This is a genomic window from Rothia nasimurium (genome assembly GCF_035916755.1).
In the GTDB taxonomy this organism is placed as follows: Bacteria; Actinomycetota; Actinomycetes; order Actinomycetales; family Micrococcaceae; genus Rothia.
This window is the reverse complement of the sequence record NZ_JAYWIX010000002.1, coordinates 259,421-276,719: the sequence shown is the minus strand read 5'-3', so window position 1 is coordinate 276,719 and position 17,299 is coordinate 259,421. Positions and strand designations below refer to the sequence as shown.

The window sequence follows — 17,299 nt, the reverse complement described above, 5'->3', positions numbered from 1 at the left end:
ACTAGGTTTTTTTGAAAAGCGGTGCGGCTCACACGGGGGTGAGCCACACCCGGGCAAGTATTACTCGCCGCGGCTCTTCTGAATGATTTCATCAGCAACGTTCTTGGGAACCTCGGCGTAGCTGTCGAACTCCATGGAGAAGACTGCACGACCCTGGGTCTTTGAACGGAGGTCACCGATGTAACCGAACATTTCTGACAGCGGAACAAGAGCGTGAACGATCTTGACGCCTGCTGCATCTTCCATGGACTGGATCTGACCACGACGTGAGTTCAGGTCGCCGATAACGTCGCCCATGTAGTCCTCGGGGGTACGTACTTCAACAGCCATCAGGGGCTCCAGCAGGACGGGAGCGGCGCGGCGGGCACCTTCCTTGAATACCATTGAGCCAGCAATCTTGAACGCCATTTCTGACGAGTCAACATCGTGGTAAGCACCGTCGATCAGGGTTGCCTTGACACCAACAACGGGGTAGCCAGCGAGGATACCGAGCTGCATTGCGTCCTGGATACCGGCGTCAACGGAGGGGATGTATTCGCGGGGAACACGACCACCGGTAACGACGTTGTCGAACTCGTAGAGCTCTTCAGCATCGAGGGCGATGGGTTCGAAGGAGACCTGAACCTTCGCGAACTGACCGGAACCACCGGTCTGCTTCTTGTGGGTGTAGTCGACCTTCTCGACCTTCTTGGTGATGGTTTCGCGGTAAGCAACCTGGGGCTTACCAACGTTAGCCTCAACCTTGAATTCGCGCTTCATACGGTCAACGATGATGTCGAGGTGGAGCTCGCCCATGCCGCCGATTTCGGTCTGGCCGGTTTCTTCGTTGAGTGAAACGGTGAAGGTGGGGTCTTCAGCAGACAGCTTCTGGATAGCGGTTGACATCTTCTCCTGGTCACCCTTGGTCTTGGGCTCGATAGCCACGAAGATCACGGGAGCGGGGAAGGTCATGGATTCCAGAACTACGGGGTTAGCAACGTCGCAGAGGGTGTCACCGGTGGTGGTGTCCTTCAGACCGATTGCTGCGTAGATGTGACCTGCCTGGATCTCTTCAACAGGGTTCTCCTTGTTGGAGTGCATCTGGAAGAGCTTGCCGATACGTTCCTTCTTACCCTTGGTGGCGTTCAGAACCTGCTGGCCCTGTTCTGCCTTACCGGAGTAAACGCGGATGTAGGTCAGCTGGCCGTAGAAGGGGTGAGCTGCAACCTTGAAGGCCAGAGCTGCGAAGGGCTCGTCAGCTGAGGGGTTGCGGGTTACTTCGACCTCTTCGTCTGAGGGCAGGTGGCCGATCATCGCGGGGACGTCCAGCGGTGAGGGCAGGTAGTCGAGAACTGCGTCGAGCATGGGCTGTACGCCACGGTTCTTGAATGCTGAGCCACAGAAGACGGGGTAGGCTTCGTTAGCAACGGTCAGGGCGCGGACGCCTGCCTTAATTTCCTCGATGGTCAGTTCGCCCTCTTCGAGGTACTTTTCCATGAGTTCTTCGGAAGCTTCAGCAACGTTTTCAACGAGCTCGGCACGGTACTGCTCTGCCTTTTCCTGCAGGTCAGCGGGGATTTCCTGGATTTCGTAGGAAGCACCCATGGTAACGTCACCCTTGGCATCGCCGGGCCAGACGTAGGCCTGCATGGTGAGCAGGTCAACGACGCCGATGAAGTCGTTTTCAGCGCCGATGGGCAGCTGCATAACGAGGGGCTTAGCGCCGAGACGCTTGACGATGGTGTCTACGGTGAAGTAGAAGTCTGCACCCAGCTTGTCCATCTTGTTGACGAAGCAGATACGGGGAACTTCGTACTTGTCAGCCTGGCGCCAAACGGTTTCAGACTGGGGCTCAACGCCTTCCTTGCCGTCGAACACTGCAACAGCGCCGTCGAGGACGCGCAGTGAACGCTCAACTTCAACGGTGAAGTCAACGTGGCCGGGGGTGTCGATGATGTTGATCTGGTTGTTCTTCCAGAAGCAGGTGGTTGCCGCGGAGGTAATGGTGATACCGCGTTCCTGTTCCTGAGCCATCCAGTCCATGGTTGAAGCACCGTCGTGGGTCTCACCGATCTTGTGGTTGATACCGGTGTAGAAGAGGATGCGTTCGGTGGTGGTGGTCTTACCGGCGTCGATGTGCGCCATAATACCGATGTTGCGGACCTTATTCAGGTCGGTAAGCACGTCTAGTGCCACTTTGTTCTCCCTTGTGAGAAACTCCGAAAGCCTGCCGCTATGTACTTGTGTAATAACGGCAGGCTACGAAGAAATTACCAGCGGTAGTGTGCGAAGGCCTTGTTGGACTCGGCCATCTTGTGAGTGTCTTCGCGACGCTTCACAGCGGCACCGAGACCGTTGGACGCATCCAGGATCTCGTTCATGAGACGCTCGGTCATGGTCTTCTCGCGGCGGAGCTTTGAGAAGCCAACGAGCCAGCGCAGAGCCAGAGCGGTTGCGCGGCCTGCACGAACCTCGACGGGGACCTGGTAGGTCGCGCCGCCGACGCGGCGTGAGCGGACCTCGAGTGAAGGCTTGACGTTGTCCATTGCCTTCTTGAGGGTTACTACGGGGTCTGCACCGGTCTTCTGAGCAACGCCTTCGAGTGCACCGTAGACGATGCGCTCAGCGGTTGACTTCTTGCCGTCCAGCAGAACCTTGTTGATGAGCTGGGTAACCAGCGGTGAGCCGTAAACAGGATCGTTTACGAGGGGACGCTTAGGAGCGGGACCCTTACGAGGCATTACTTCTTCTCCTTCTTTGCGCCGTAGCGTGAACGAGCCTGACCGCGGCCCTTAACGCCCTGGGTATCCAGTGCGCCACGTACAATCTTGTAACGAACACCGGGGAGGTCCTTCACACGACCACCGCGAACGAGCACGATGGAGTGTTCCTGAAGGTTGTGGCCCTCACCGGGGATGTATGCGGTAACCTCGACGCCGCCGTTGAGCTTAACACGTGCGACCTTACGCAGTGCTGAGTTCGGCTTCTTCGGGGTGGTGGTGTATACACGGGTGCATACGCCACGCTTCATGGGGTTGCCCTTAAGTGCGGGCGCCTTGGTCTTTACGACCTTGGGTGCACGGCCCTTACGGACCAACTGCTGAATTGTAGGCACTTGTTCTCCGTTTGGTATCGGCGGCCCCGTTAGGGGCTACCGGTTTACTTGCCTTCTGTCACTTGGGATAAGCGCAAAAGAAAATCTTTATGACTTAGCAGGAGCCCAGACACAACAAAAAATGGCATTTAGGCCTCAAGATCGCTGTTCGGGCCGGGGCCCGGGCGAACAAGGCCAAAGGACGGTGTCCATTCTGCCATTGGTTCTTATGTACTGCTCAGAACGTGTCTGTGCGGGCAGTAGATACTACTGCTAAGTACTCCAGGCACTACTCTAGCTGGTTAGAAAGGCTTAATCTACCCCCTGTATGCTCTGGGGGCAGCTTTAAGCCCTTTAATCGGAGTGATGTCAGGCACTTAAGGCTTTTAAAGAGCAAGGACGCAGGCCCCTCCCCTACCCGGGGAGGGGGCTGCGTCCGCATCCTGAAAGAACCTACGCGCTTAGCTGACGGTGAAGTTCTGGGTTGCTCCGGTGAAGGGGGTGATGGTGCCGACCCCGTTCTTGGAATCCCCGTGGTAAAGGATTCGGTAGGTACCGGGAACCGCATCGGCAGGGATCTGCCATTCGATGGTTACGCGGGACTGGGCTGCCAGGTGCCGCTTCCAGCGGAAGCGGGTGGCCGGGTCGTTATCACCGGCGACGGTCACCCACTGGTTACCCTCTAGACGCTGAACTTCAAGGTAGCTGGAGTTCAGCTGCTGGTCATTGTTGGGGTGGGCTCCCACAAAGAGGGCGCTGACGGTTGCACCCCGGGCCGTGTTGGCGGGCTGGGTGAGCACCTTACCGTAGTAGTGGCCAGCGCCGGGCAGGTCGTACCAGACCTTGCCCACAGCGCTCTTCATGGGGGTGCGTACAGTCGGCTTATCACCCAGGGGCAGCTCGGTGCCGTCTCGCAGAGAGGTCGCAACGGTATTGAGGGTCTGGCGGAAGGCCCCCATGGTATTGATACCGAATACGGTGGCCCCACCCTCGTACTGCTGCGAAACGTATTCCTGCGGAGTCGTCACATAGTGGCTGTAGGCGTTGGTGTAGCCCTGCACGATAATCTGCGACTCGTCAACGCCCAGCAGGGCTGCCATATCCTGGCGGTACTGTACGCCCACGGCCCCGTTGTGTTCACCGGGCATACCCAGTAGGTAGTAGTTGCCAAAGCGCATCACCTGCACGGGTAGCTTCTGCTGCACTTTCTCGTGGACGGCTAGCAGGTTGGCCTTGGGGTACTGGCAGGCGGTTAGATCAGCGGACGAGCTGTAGGCCAGCCAGTTGAAGTCGCTCCAGACCTTATTGGCGTTAACTCCCTCATTGAAGCCGGCTGCACCGGGGCCATCCTCCACGCTACCGGCGGCAAAGGGGGCACCCAGCGAGGCATTACAGGTAGAGCCCGCGTAGCCGGTGCCCGTCCACCGGGCGTCCACCTGCACCTTGGAGAAGTCCACGTAGGTGATGCGGGAGTCCAGGCCCTGCCCCACTGGAGTACCTGCGCTTGCTAGCTGGGTGCGGACGGCGTCCGCCTGCTTGGTTCCCTGAATCTCAAGGTTGGTGAACATGTCGTTGGTGGGGCCCATACCCGGCTGCAGCATGGTGTTGGGCGAGACGTCACCGGTGTTGCTGTTAGCAAAGGCCGCGATGAAAGCGTCATCTTCAGCGCCCGCGTTCAGGTTGACCCCGTGGTCTACGGTTTCGAGCAGGTACTGGGCATAACCCTTGTTGTCTGAGGAGACCAGGGTGTTCTGGTTGGTCAGAGAAGTGGGGTGAATAGCGAACCAGTTCAGGACGGCGCGGGTCACCCCGTCGTGCTCAAAACGGAAGGTGGTGCTGGTGGGGTCTACCCCGTTGATGAGTTCGTCGGTGAGGTTGGCCGGGTCTTGCTCCAGGGCTACCGCCGAGCGGTTGACGCCCACACCGGTGAGCTGGCTGCTGGAGACCGTCACGTTGCCGGGGGCCAGGTCGGCCAGGGCCTCGCGGATAGCCTGCATAGACCCATTGACCTGGTTGTTGAAGGTGGGTTCGTTGAAGCCCAGGGTTGCCAGGTTGTAGAGCACGTCCTTGCTCACGCCGCCGGGGGTAGCGTGGCTGTGGGAGGCTGTAATCATAATGTTCGCTTCGGTGAACTCGGGGCCGAGTTCGGCCTGAATACGGTTCACCAGTTCAGCGCGAATGCTATTCCAGGCGCTCAGAGCATCGAGTACCACAATCAGGTTGCGGGAGCCGCTAGCAGGGTCAATGACCACGAAGGCGCGGGCGTACTGGCGGGTATGAATACCCGAGCCCTTCTGGGCATCGGTACCGTAGCCCACGAAGGCTACCTCGGCGACCTCACCGGTGATATCGGCAACGCCCGCCCCTACCAGGTAGGGGTTAGCAGCGGTGGGCTGGGTGGAGTTCACCAGCTGGGCCAGATTCTGGGCGTTGACGCCCGCCGGTGTCAGCTCAACGTCGGCCTGGGACGGGATCAGATAGGCTCCAGCCGCTAACGATAGGGCAGCCCCAAAGACGCCGAGCTTGACCCCTACATGTCGTGATAGTTTCATTCAACCCTCAAGATGTGCGAAAAGATAGGCGGGTTTATACCCGCCCGTGTGTGCTCACATAAGCCTATCGACCGGAGGCTCTTCTAGCTAGCTGTGTTTTGTCCCTTCATTCGTGGTACAACGGAAGAACTTTAACCCCACACAAAGGACAGCACGAGTGAGCACCCCCAACGAGTCTTACCTGGTCGGCCTGCTAGGTAGCGGTATCACGGCCTCTCTTACTCCGCCCCTGCACGAGTTCGCAGCAGACCGGGCAGGTGTACGCTATCTCTACCGCCCCGTTGATCTTGATGCTCTGGGGCCTGGGGCGCGAGCAGCCGGTGTGCTGCCCGTGGGAGATCTGCTGCGATGGGGCTTTGATTTTGGTTTTAACGCTTTCAATATCACCTTCCCCTATAAGCAGGCCGTTCTGGAGCACCTGGATGAGGTGTCGGACGCCGCAGCCCGGCTAGGGGCTGTCAATACGGTGGTAGCGCGGGAAGGTAAGCTCATCGGGCACAATACCGACGTGAGTGGCTTTGCTTCTGCCCTAACCCAGGGGCTGGCCCCGGCTCCTGAGGATTTGGCAACCGTCACCCAGCTGGGTATCGGCGGGGCGGGCTCTGCCACCGCAGATGCCCTGCTCAGTTTAGGAACTAGAACGCTCAATCTATTTGATGTCGATATTGAAAGGTCCTCCGCTAAAGCCCAGCAGCTGGCCACACTCTACCCGGGCGCAACCGTCCGCGCCGTCGCCGAAGCCGAGCTTGCCAAAGCCCTTGCCACCTCAACCGGCCTAGTCAACGCCACGCCCATCGGTATGCACCACCACCCCGGCACTCCCCTACCCCTGGACTACCTCCACTCGGGCCTCTGGGTCTTTGACGTCATCTACCTGCCCCAAAACACCCCGCTCATACAGAAGGCTCGTTCTATAGGCTGCCGAGTACTCCCCGGCGGGCTCATGGCGGTCGGCCAGGCAGCCGACGCCTTCGAGCTCATCACCGGCCTCAGCCCCAACCGAGCAGAACTCCTAACCCACTTCGAACAGCTTCTCAAAGCCCAGGGCAACCAGCTCACCTAGGCAACACGGCACAGGCCCGGAACCCACATACGAGGAAGGCCCTCCCCCGCAGATACGCGGGGAAGGGCCTTACCTATGCCAGGGAAATGGCAGCCGGTTTACTTACCGAACTCGTAGTCATCCAGCGGAATAGCCTGGAACTCGGGGCTGATAGCACCCTCGTTGGTCTCGGCGTAGCTGAAATCATTGTAGGGAGTTGCGGTCTGAGCAAACAGAGCCTCGCGAGCCTCGTCGGTGGGCTCAACCTCGATGTCGTTGTACATGGCAAGGCCAGTACCGGCGGGGATGAGCTTACCGATGATGACGTTTTCCTTGAGGCCGACCAGCGGGTCTTCCTTACCTTCCATCGCAGCCTGGGTAAGGACGCGAGTGGTTTCCTGGAAGGACGCAGCAGACAGCCAGGACTCGGTAGCCAGTGACGCCTTGGTAATACCCATCATCTCGGGGCGACCTGAGGCAGGGCGCTTCCCCTCAGCCAGAGCCGCACGGTTGGCGTTCTGGAAGGCGATGTTCTCAACCAGCTCACCGGGGAGCAGGTTGGTCTCACCGGAGTCGATGACGGTGATACGGCGCAGCATCTGGCGGACGATAACCTCAACGTGCTTGTCGTGGATGCCTACACCCTGGGAGCGGTAGACGCCCTGGACCTCGTCCACCAGGTGCTTCTGAGCCTCACGGGGACCACGAATACGCAGGATCTCCTTGGGGTCAACAGCACCGGCAACCAGCTGGGTACCGACGGTGATGTGGTCACCTTCGGCAACTTCCAGGCGGGCACGACGCAGCACGGGGTAAGCAACCGGGTCATCGCCGTTATCGGGGGTGACAACAACCTTGAGGGACTTGTCGGTGTCCTCGATGGTGACGCGACCGGTGACCTCAGAAATCGGGGCAACACCCTTGGGGGTGCGGGCCTCGAAGAGCTCCTGAATACGGGGCAGACCCTGGGTAATATCGTCAGCCGATGCGACACCACCGGTGTGGAAGGTACGCATGGTCAGCTGGGTACCGGGCTCACCAATGGACTGAGCCGCGATAATACCGACGGCCTCACCGATGTCGACCAGGTTGCCAGAGGCCATGGAACGGCCGTAGCAGAGGGCACAAACACCAACTGCTGACTCACAGGTCAGGACGGAGCGGACGCGAACCTCTTCGATACCGGCCTTGAACAGGTCGTCAATGACGATATCTGAGACGTCAGCGCCAGCAGCAGCCAGTACGGTGCCGTCTTCAGCCACAACATCAACAGCCAGGGCGCGGCCGTGGATTGAAGACTCGACGTTCTCGTGCAGGGAGACGTTGCCAGCGGCGTCCTTCTCGATCAGGGGCAGGGTCAGGCCGCGGCGGGTGCCACAGTCGTGCTCGCGCACGATGACGTCCTGAGAAACGTCGACCAGACGACGGGTCAGGTAACCGGAGTTTGCGGTACGCAGCGCGGTATCTGCCAGACCCTTACGAGCACCGTGGGTTGCGATGAAGTACTCCAGAACCGACAGGCCTTCACGGTAGGAAGACTTAATCGGGCGGGGCATAATCTCACCCTTGGTGTTAGACACCAGACCACGGATACCTGCAATCTGACGAACCTGCATCCAGTTACCGCGTGCACCCGAGGTGACCATGCGGTTAATGGTGGTATTCTTCTCAGCCAGGTTTTCCTTCATGGCCTCGGCGACCTCGTCGGTTGCCTTGGTCCAAATATCGATCAGTTCGGTACGGCGTTCGACGTCGTCGATCAGACCCATGGCGAACTGGGATTCGATGTTGGCTGCCTGCTCCTCGTAGCCTTCCATAATGGCGGGCTTGGTGGGGGGCGCTGCGATATCGGAAACCGCAACGGTCACACCTGAGCGTGAAGCGTAGTAGAAGCCGGTGTTCTTGAGCGCGTCAAGGGTCTTGGCTACCACGTGCATGGGGTACTTCTCAGCAAGGTCATTGATGAGGGCACCCAGGGACTTCTTGTCGGCAACGCCGGTGTACCAGGGGTAGTCGGCGGGCAGGGTCTCGTTGAAGATAACCTGACCGACGGTGGTTTCTACCAGGACGGGCTGACCGGGCTCGTAGCCTTCGGGGGCTTCCCAGCCCTCGTAGGGTACGAAGTCGTCCAGCACGATCTTGACCTTGGTGTAGAGCTCAATCTCGTGGCGGTCCATAGCCATAATGGCTTCTGCGTAGGACGAGAACAGGCGGCCTTCGTTCTTCTCACCGTCACGGGCGGTGGTCAGGTGGAAGAGACCGATGATCATGTCCTGGTCAGGGACCGCAACGGGGCGGCCGTCTGAGGGCTTCAGGATGTTGTTGGAGGACAGCATGAGGATGCGGGCCTCGGCCTGAGCCTCGGGTGACAGGGGCAGGTGGACTGCCATCTGGTCGCCGTCGAAGTCAGCGTTGAATGCTGAACAGACCAGGGGGTGCAGCTGGATAGCCTTACCTTCGACCAGCTGGGGTTCGAAGGCCTGAATACCCAGGCGGTGCAGGGTGGGTGCGCGGTTCAGCAGCACGGGGTGCTCGGTGATGATCTCTTCGAGAACGTCCCACACCTGGGGGCGGAAACGCTCGACCATGCGCTTTGCAGACTTGATGTTCTGGGCGTGGTTGAGGTCAACCAGTCGCTTCATGACGAAGGGCTTGAAGAGCTCCAGAGCCATCTGCTTGGGCAGACCACACTGGTGCATCTGCAGGGTGGGGCCACCGACGATAACGGAACGACCCGAGTAGTCAACGCGCTTACCGAGCAGGTTCTGGCGGAAGCGGCCCTGCTTACCCTTGAGCATGTCAGAGAGTGACTTCAGGGGGCGGTTACCGGGGCCGGTGACGGGGCGGCCGCGACGGCCGTTGTCGAAGAGGGAGTCAACAGCTTCCTGCAGCATGCGCTTTTCGTTGTTCACGATGATCTCGGGGGCACCGAGTTCCAGCAGACGCTTGAGGCGGTTGTTGCGGTTGATGACGCGACGGTAGAGGTCGTTCAGGTCGGAGGTCGCGAAGCGGCCACCGTCGAGCTGCACCATGGGGCGCAGTTCCGGCGGGATGACGGGAACGTAGTCCAGTACCATACCGAGCGGTGAGTTGTCGGTGGTCAGGAAGGCGTTGACAACCTTCAGACGCTTGAGGGCGCGGGTCTTCTTCTGGCCCTTGCCGGTCTGGATGATGTCCTTGAGGGCCTCTGCTTCAGCTTCCATGTCGAAGTTCTCAAGACGCTTCTTGATAGCTTCTGCACCCATGGAGCCTTCGAAGTACATGCCGTACTTGTCGACCATGCCGCGGTAGAGGGCTTCGTCGCCTTCAAGGTCAGCGACCTTGAGGTTCTTGAAGCGGTCCCAGATGCGGTCGAGCTGCTCGATTTCGCGTTCTGCGTTCTTGCGGACGGACGCCATCTGGCGCTCGGCTGCGTCACGCAGCTTGCGCTTTTCGGCAGCCTTGCCACCGTCAGCCTCGATCTTGGCGAGTTCCTCTTCGGTTTCGCGGGCGATCAGGTTGATGTCGGCTGCGAGCTGGTCTTGCAGGACCTTCTTGTCGCGGTCGTGGGCGGCCTGCAGGTTGGGCAGGTCCTCGTGGCGGGCTTCTTCGTCCACATGGGTAATCATGTAGGCGGCGAAGTAGATGATCTTTTCCAGGTCCTTGGGAGCCAGGTCAAGCAGGTAGCCCAGACGTGAGGGCACGCCCTTGAAGTACCAGATGTGGGTCACGGGAGCTGCCAGCTCGATGTGGCCCATGCGCTCGCGGCGCACCTTGGCACGGGTTACCTCTACGCCACAGCGCTCACAGATGATGCCCTTGAAGCGTACGCGCTTGTACTTACCGCAGTAGCATTCCCAGTCGCGGGTAGGGCCGAAGATGCGCTCGTCGAAGAGGCCTTCCTTCTCGGGCTTCAGGGTTCGGTAGTTGATGGTTTCGGGCTTCTTAACCTCGCCGTACGACCAGTCCAGGATGTTCTGGGAGGTCGCCAGGCCAATACGCATCAAACCAAGTGAAGATTCGTTGGACATTTGGTCCTTATCTCTTTCCTAGTGTTTTGAAGTCTTGTTCGAACAGATGGGAGGGTTTAGACCTCTTCGACAGAGCTGGGCTCTGCGTGGGACAGGTCAATGCCCAGGTCATCTGCTGCTCGGAAGCCTTCGTCTTCTACATCGCGCATTTCGATGGTCTTACCGTCGGTTGAGAGGACCTCAACGTTCAGGCAGAGGGACTGCATTTCCTTGATCAAGACCTTGAAGGACTCGGGCACACCGGGTTCGGGGATGTTCTCGCCCTTAACGATGGCTTCGTAGACCTTCACGCGGCCGTGAACGTCGTCAGACTTGACGGTTAGGATTTCCTGCAGGGTGTAGGCGGCACCGTATGCTTCCAGTGCCCACACTTCCATTTCACCGAAGCGCTGGCCACCGAACTGGGCCTTACCGCCCAGGGGCTGCTGGGTGATCATGGAGTAGGGGCCGGTGGAGCGTGCGTGGATCTTGTCGTCGACAAGGTGGTGCAGCTTCAGGATGTACTGGTAGCCAACGGATACCGGCTCGGGGAAGGGCTCGCCGGAGCGGCCATCGAGCAGGCGGGCCTTACCTGAGCGGTTGATCAGGCGGTCGCCGTCGCGGTTGGGGTTAGCGTGGTCCAGCAGCTCGAACAGTTCCTCTTCACCGGCACCGTCGAACACGGGGGTTGCGACGTTGGTGGGGCCGGTTTCCTTGGGGAAGTTGTGGAGCTTGTCGAGCCAGGCGGGGTTGCCCTCGATCTTCCAGCCCTGCTTGGCCAGCCAGCCGGTGTGAACTTCGAGTACCTGACCGATGTTCATACGACCGGGAACGCCCAGCGGGTTGAGGATGATGTCGACGGGTGTGCCGTCTTCCATGAAGGGCATGTCCTCGATGGGGAGGATCTTGGTAATAACACCCTTGTTACCGTGGCGGCCTGCCAGCTTATCGCCGACGGTGATCTTGCGCTTCTGGGCAACGTAGACGCGGACCAGCTGGTTGACGCCGCTGGGCAGGTCTTCGTCGTCGTTTTCGCGGTCGAAGATGCGGACGCCGATAACGGTACCGGACTCGCCGTGGGGAACCTTGAGTGAGGTGTCACGGACTTCGCGGGACTTCTCACCGAAGATGGCGCGCAGCAGGCGCTCTTCGGGGGTCAGTTCGGTTTCGCCCTTGGGGGTGACCTTACCGACCAGGATGTCGCCGGCCTCAACCTCGGCACCGATGTGGATGATGCCGCGCTCGTCGAGGGCTGAGAGCACCTCTTCGGAGACGTTGGGGATGTCGCGGGTGATCTCTTCGGCGCCCAGCTTGGTGTCGCGGGCGTCGATTTCGTGCTCTTCAATGTGGATTGAGGTGAGCACGTCGTCGGAGATCATGCGCTGGGACAGGATGATGCCGTCCTCGAAGTTGAAGCCTTCCCATGACATGTAGGCCACGAGCAGGTTCTTACCGAGTGCCAGTTCGCCCTTGTCGGTTGAGGGGCCGTCAGCAATCAGGCTGCGCTCTTCAACGCGGTCGCCCACCTTAACAACAACGCGGTGGTTGTAGCAGTTACCGGGGTTGGAGCGCTGGAACTTGAGGATGGGGTAGGAGGTAGCGGTGCCATCGTCGTTGCGGACGACAACCAGGTCAGCGGAGACCTCGGAGACCACACCGGCCTTCTTAGCGACAACGGAGTCACCGGAGTCAAGAGCCGCGTAGCGTTCCATACCGGTACCAACGACGGGTGCCTCTGATTCGAGCAGGGGCACAGCCTGACGCTGCATGTTAGCACCCATCAGTGCTCGGTTAGCGTCGTCGTGTTCCAGGTAGGGAATCAGGGCGGTTGCCACAGACACCATCTGGCGGGGGGAGACGTCCATGAACTCAATTTCACCGGCGTCTACCAGCACTGCTTCGCCTGAGCCGTCGCCTGCACGGCAGAGAACCTGCTCTTCAGCGAAGGTCATGTCTGCGTTCAGGGGCGCGTTGGCCTGAGCGATGGTGTTGCCTTTTTCGTCATCGGCGGTGAGGTACTTGACCTCGTCGGTGACCTTGCCGTTCTTGACGATACGGTAGGGGGTCTCGATGAAACCGAAGGGGTTGATGCGGGCGTAGGTTGCCAGCGAGCCGATCAGACCGATGTTGGGGCCTTCAGGGGTTTCGATGGGGCACATACGGCCGTAGTGGGAGGGGTGCACGTCTCGCACTTCCATGCCTGCGCGGTCACGGGAGAGACCGCCGGGGCCCAGCGCGTTGAGACGACGCTTGTGGGTCAGACCAGCCAGCGGGTTGTTCTGGTCCATGAACTGGGAGAGCTGGGAGGTGCCGAAGAATTCCTTGATGGAGGCAACGACCGGGCGGATGTTGATCAGGGTCTGAGGGGTGATAGCCTCGACGTCCTGGGTGGTCATACGCTCGCGGACAACGCGCTCCATACGGGACAGACCGGTGCGAATCTGGTTTTCGATCAGTTCGCCCACGGCGCGGATGCGGCGGTTGCCGAAGTGGTCGATGTCGTCAACGTCAACGCGGATGTCAACTTCCTGGCCGTCACGGACGCCCTTGATGCTGGTGCCACCTGCGTGCAGGGTAACCAGGTAACGGATCATCGCTGCGATGTCGTCCTGGGACAGTACAGAAGCTGAGGGGTCGTTGACGGGGGTGTCGATACCCAGCTTACGGTTCACCTTATAGCGGCCGACCTTTGCCAGGTCGTAGCGGCGGGGGGTGAAGTACATGTTGTCCAGCAGGTTCTGGGCAGCGTCAACCGTGGGGGGTTCGCCCGGGCGTAGCTTGCGGTAGATGTCAAGCAGGGCCTCTTCACGAGTCTGGACGGTGTCCTTCTCGAGGGTGGCGCGGATGGAGTCGAATTCACCGAATTCAGCCAGAATCTTGGCTTCGCTCCAGCCCAGGGCCTTGAGCAGGGTGGTGACAGACTGCTTGCGGCGGCGGTCCAGACGGACGCCGACCTGGTCGCGCTTGTCGATTTCGAGTTCGAACCAGGCACCGCGGGAAGGGATGATCTTCGCGGTGTAGATGTCCTTATCGGAGGTGCGGTCGGCGGTCTTTTCGAAGTAGGCGCCGGGTGAACGAACCAGCTGGGAAACAACGACGCGCTCGGAGCCGTTGATGACGAAGGTGCCGGATTCGGTCATCAGGGGGAAGTCACCCATGAACACGGTCTGCTGCTTGATTTCGCCCGTGTTGTTGTTCATGAATTCGGCCTTGACGTACAGGGGAGCTGCGTAGGTCGCGTCGCGATCCTTGCACTCTTCCATGGTGTACTTGGGGTCGGCGAATTCGGGATCGGAGAAGGACAGGGACATGGTGCCCTGGAAATCTTCGATCGGGGAGATTTCTTCGAAGATGTCGGCAAGACCTGAGGTCTGGCTGACGGAGGTATCGCCGGTTTCTGCTGCTACAGCTGCTTTAGCTGCCCAGCGTTCGTTACCGACGAGCTGATCAAAGCTGTCGAGCTGGAGCGCGAGCAGGTTGGGAACCTGCAGGGGCTCAGCAATTTTTGCGAATGAGATTCGGCGCTGCGAACCTACGCCGTTAGCGGCTTCAGTATGAGAGGTGCTCGAGGCGACCAAGATTGGATCCTTCCACAGACATGTCTGTTCGTACCCGCTCCCCCACCAGGGGCGGTACACTCAAGGACCCGTTGAAAAGGCAAACTAGCCTGTCATAGCACCTGTGCCGTGCTGGGATAGTGGCTAGATTGATGTTCGGGGTACTGGGGCGTACTTAAAACCTGTTACAACCTGCCCACCGCTATATGAAGGCACAGAAGATTAGGGAAGCGCAAATAATCATGCTACAGCAAAACATTTGCGCTGTCTATACCCAATCCCTGCGACTTTTGCAAACTCCGGCTAGCACTCCACCACGTTGACGGCCAGACCACCCATAGAGGTTTCCTTGTAGCGGTGCGACATATCTTCGCCGGTCTGGCGCATGGTTTCGATGACCTGATCCAGAGAAACGCGGTGTTGGCCGTCCCCGCGCAGGGCCATCTTGGCGGCGGTAACGGCGTTGGAAGCTGCCATAGCGTTGCGCTCAATGCAGGGAATTTGTACCAGCCCACCGACGGGGTCGCAGGTTAGGCCAAGGTTGTGCTCCATGGCGATTTCGGCGGCGTTTTCTACCTGCTCGTTGGTACCGCCCATAACCTGGGCAAGACCGGCTGCCGCCATGGACGAGGCGGTGCCCACCTCACCCTGGCAGCCCACCTCAGCACCAGAGATGGAGGCCCGCTTCTTGTAGAGGGCTCCGATGGAGGCGGCAGCTAGGAAGAAGTCAACCACGGCGTCATCAATGACCTTTTGGCCGCGGTGGCGCACTGAGGGCACGTAGTTGAGGGCGTAGTGCAGCACGGCCGGGATAATGCCGGATGCCCCATTGGTCGGGGCGGTGACGATACGCCCGCCAAAGGCGTTTTCTTCGTTAACGGCTAGGGCGATCAGGTTAACCCAGTCGATAGCAAACTCGGGGGACTTCTTGGGGTCTTCTGCCAGCAGGTCGCGGTGCCACTGGCCAGCGCGGCAGCGTACCTTGAGGGGGCCGGGCAGGTAGCCCATGCGTTCCAGGGAGGAGCCAATACATTCCTTCATGACCTGCCGAATATGCAGGATTCCGGCGCGCACTTCGCTCTCGCTGCGTTCGGTCTTTTCGTTTTCCATCTTGAGCTGGGCGATGGAAAGCCCCGCGCTGTTGGCCATGTCCAGCAGCTCTTCGCCCGACCCAAAGGGGTAGGGAGCCCTGGAGAGCCCGGTGGAGCCTGAAGATTCTTCGTGTTCTTCAACGATGAAACCGCCACCGATAGAGAAGTAGGTGCGCTCCAGCAGCACGCTCTCCCCCGCGTAGGCGGTGACCTTAATACCGTTGGTGTGGCGGGGCAGCACCGTGAGCGGACGCAGGGTGATATCGGCTTCCTTGTAGGAAAGGACGGGCCCGCTCACTTTGGTTGCCTCGGGGCCGGGGGCGCCGGACTCAAAGGCAGCTGAGGGGTAGCCTGCCAGGGGCAGGGTGCCGTCTACCTGGTTGCGGTCCATGAGGGCCTCGGCCGCGGCGATATCGATGGTTTCGGGCACGAAGCCTGCCAGCCCCTTAATGGCTGCGCTCATGGTACCGTGCCCGGCGCCGGTGGCTGCTAGAGAGCCGTAGAGGTCGATATGGACCCGGGTGACGTCCTTGAGTGTGCCTACGTCAATCAGTTCGGCGATGAACCGATTGGTGGCTCGCATCGGGCCCACGGTATGGGAGCTGGAGGGGCCAATACCGATGGAGAACATCTCGAAGACAGAGATGTCATAGTCCAGGGCTTCTGCTTTGGTCTGCGCTTCTGAATGGGGCGGATCAGAAAGGTAGTCGGGGGCGTCGTTGAGGTCCATAGGTGATATTCCTTCGGGGTGTCAAGGGGTCCTAGGTCAGAAAGAACCCTGTGCTACCAACCGGCTTCCGACCGATCGTGGCGGGGTAACGGTAGCACAGGGTTCTAAAAAGGGGCGCGCTAAGCGGCTTATTTCTCGCGCTTGTAGAAAGGCAGCTCGACGATGTCGAAGGGAGCAACCTTACCACGGATATCGACGTTGACGGTCGCACCTGCGGTAGCGTGCTCGGTGGCCAGTAGAGCCATAGCAACGGGGTAGCCCAGGGTGGGTGAAGGAATACCCGAAGTAATCTCACCGATCTCGGTGCCATTCTCGTCTACCAGCTTGGAGCCCGCCCGGCCGGGGCGCTTGCCCTGGGCCTTGAGGCCGACCAGGGAACGAGCCGGGGTCTGCTCAGAGAGCTGGACCAGGGCGTCCTTACCCACGAAGTTGGCGGACTTCTTGGTCAGGGCGATCTCAACCAGCTTGCCCATGCCCGACTCGAAGGGGGTAATGTCGCGCCCCAGTTCGTGGCCGTAGAGGGGCATACCGGCTTCAAGGCGCAGGGAGTCACGGGCTGCGAGGCCTGCGGGAATAGCCCCGTGCTTCTCGCCGCGCTCGGCGGCCAGAGCCCAGAGCTTGGCGGCGTCCTCGTTAGCGACATAGATTTCGAAGCCGTCCTCACCGGTGTAGCCGGTGCGAGCCAGCAGGGCCTCAATATCGCCGAAGCGGATGGGGGCAGCTGCGTAGTAGCCCATGGAGGTGATGGTCTCGGCGTCGGAGGGGTCCATGTCGAGCAGGATGGCCTCTGAGGTAGGGCCCTGAACCGCAACCAGGGAGGTCTGGTCGGTCTCGTTCACCAGCTGCACGTCGAAGCCTGAGGTACGGGCGCTCATGGCCTCGTAGTCGGCTGCCACGTTAGCGGCGTTGGGAATGACCAGGAACTCTTCTTCGCCCAGGCGGTAGGTAATCAGGTCGTCGATGACGCCGCCGTCCTCAGCCAGAAGCAGGGAGTACTTGGCCTTGCCCACCTTGAGAATCGACATGTTGGAGAGCAGGGCGTAGTCCAGGAAGGCACCGGCGTCGGGGCCGGTGACGCGGAATTCGCCCATGTGGGAGAGGTCGAAGAGACCGGCAGCTGAGCGCACAGCCTTGTGCTCTTCAACGTCGTTAGTGTACTTGAGGGGCATGTCCCAGCCGCCGAAGTCGGTGAAGGCGGCGCCCAGGTCTGCGTGGACCTGGTAGAGGGCAGTTTTCTGGGGTGACATAGGGGTTAGACCTTTCTC

9 protein-coding genes are annotated in these 17,299 nt (G+C 60.0%); 1 reads left to right on the top strand and 8 read right to left on the bottom strand.

The annotated features are described in order from the left end of the window. Positions 1-60: 60 nt before the first annotated feature. From fusA to VSX42_RS03010, 4 genes are all read right to left on the bottom strand, one after another. Positions 61-2,175 (bottom strand): elongation factor G, encoded by a 2,115-nt coding sequence (gene fusA, locus VSX42_RS03025; RefSeq protein WP_326502902.1) that lies wholly within the window; start codon positions 2,173-2,175, stop codon positions 61-63. A gap of 74 nt (positions 2,176-2,249) precedes the next feature. Then, positions 2,250-2,720 carry a 30S ribosomal protein S7 gene (gene rpsG / locus VSX42_RS03020; RefSeq protein WP_135012878.1) on the bottom strand — a complete coding sequence of 157 codons (471 nt, stop codon included), beginning with the start codon at positions 2,718-2,720 and terminating at the stop codon, positions 2,250-2,252. Beyond that, the gene (gene rpsL, locus VSX42_RS03015) at positions 2,720-3,094 is read right to left on the bottom strand and encodes a 30S ribosomal protein S12 (protein WP_083090707.1); all 375 of its coding nucleotides are present in this window, start codon (positions 3,092-3,094) and stop codon (positions 2,720-2,722) included. Before rpsL ends, rpsG begins: the two co-directional genes overlap by 1 nt. A 440-nt stretch (positions 3,095-3,534) precedes the next feature. Beyond that, positions 3,535-5,625 (bottom strand): neutral/alkaline non-lysosomal ceramidase N-terminal domain-containing protein, encoded by a 2,091-nt coding sequence (locus tag VSX42_RS03010; protein ID WP_326502901.1) that lies wholly within the window; start codon positions 5,623-5,625, stop codon positions 3,535-3,537. A gap of 157 nt (positions 5,626-5,782) precedes the next feature. Between VSX42_RS03010 and VSX42_RS03005 the strand changes: the two genes are divergently transcribed. Then, positions 5,783-6,688 carry a shikimate dehydrogenase gene (locus tag VSX42_RS03005; RefSeq protein ID WP_326502900.1) on the top strand — a complete coding sequence of 302 codons (906 nt, stop codon included), beginning with the start codon at positions 5,783-5,785 and terminating at the stop codon, positions 6,686-6,688. 98 nt (positions 6,689-6,786) lie between these two features. Here VSX42_RS03005 and VSX42_RS03000 read toward each other — a convergent pair whose 3' ends face one another. The 4 genes from VSX42_RS03000 to gcvT all read right to left on the bottom strand — a co-directional run bounded on the left by VSX42_RS03000 (position 6,787) and on the right by gcvT (position 17,281). Beyond that, the gene (locus tag VSX42_RS03000; protein ID WP_326502899.1) at positions 6,787-10,677 is read right to left on the bottom strand and encodes a DNA-directed RNA polymerase subunit beta'; all 3,891 of its coding nucleotides are present in this window, start codon (positions 10,675-10,677) and stop codon (positions 6,787-6,789) included. 56 nt (positions 10,678-10,733) lie between these two features. Continuing rightward, a complete protein-coding gene (rpoB, locus tag VSX42_RS02995) occupies positions 10,734-14,234 on the bottom strand; it encodes a DNA-directed RNA polymerase subunit beta (protein WP_326502898.1) in 3,501 nt (1,166 codons plus the stop codon). A gap of 282 nt (positions 14,235-14,516) precedes the next feature. Then, complete coding sequence (locus VSX42_RS02990; protein WP_326502897.1) at positions 14,517-16,034, bottom strand: L-serine ammonia-lyase; 1,518 nt, start codon at positions 16,032-16,034, stop codon at positions 14,517-14,519. A gap of 128 nt (positions 16,035-16,162) precedes the next feature. Continuing rightward, complete coding sequence (gene gcvT / locus VSX42_RS02985; protein ID WP_326502896.1) at positions 16,163-17,281, bottom strand: glycine cleavage system aminomethyltransferase GcvT; 1,119 nt, start codon at positions 17,279-17,281, stop codon at positions 16,163-16,165. Positions 17,282-17,299: the final 18 nt, after the last annotated feature.

Bases quoted from the DNA above. Each gene is read 5' to 3' on its own strand.
- rpsG (WP_135012878.1), bottom strand. From the start codon at position 2,720: ATGCCTCGTAAGGGTCCCGCTCCTAAGCGTCCCCTCGTAAACGATCCT.
- VSX42_RS03010 (WP_326502901.1), bottom strand. From the start codon at position 5,625: ATGAAACTATCACGACATGTAGGGGTCAAGCTCGGCGTCTTTGGGGCT.
- VSX42_RS03000 (WP_326502899.1), bottom strand. From the start codon at position 10,677: ATGTCCAACGAATCTTCACTTGGTTTGATGCGTATTGGCCTGGCGACC.
- VSX42_RS02990 (WP_326502897.1), bottom strand. From the start codon at position 16,034: ATGGACCTCAACGACGCCCCCGACTACCTTTCTGATCCGCCCCATTCA.
- gcvT (WP_326502896.1), bottom strand. From the start codon at position 17,281: ATGTCACCCCAGAAAACTGCCCTCTACCAGGTCCACGCAGACCTGGGC.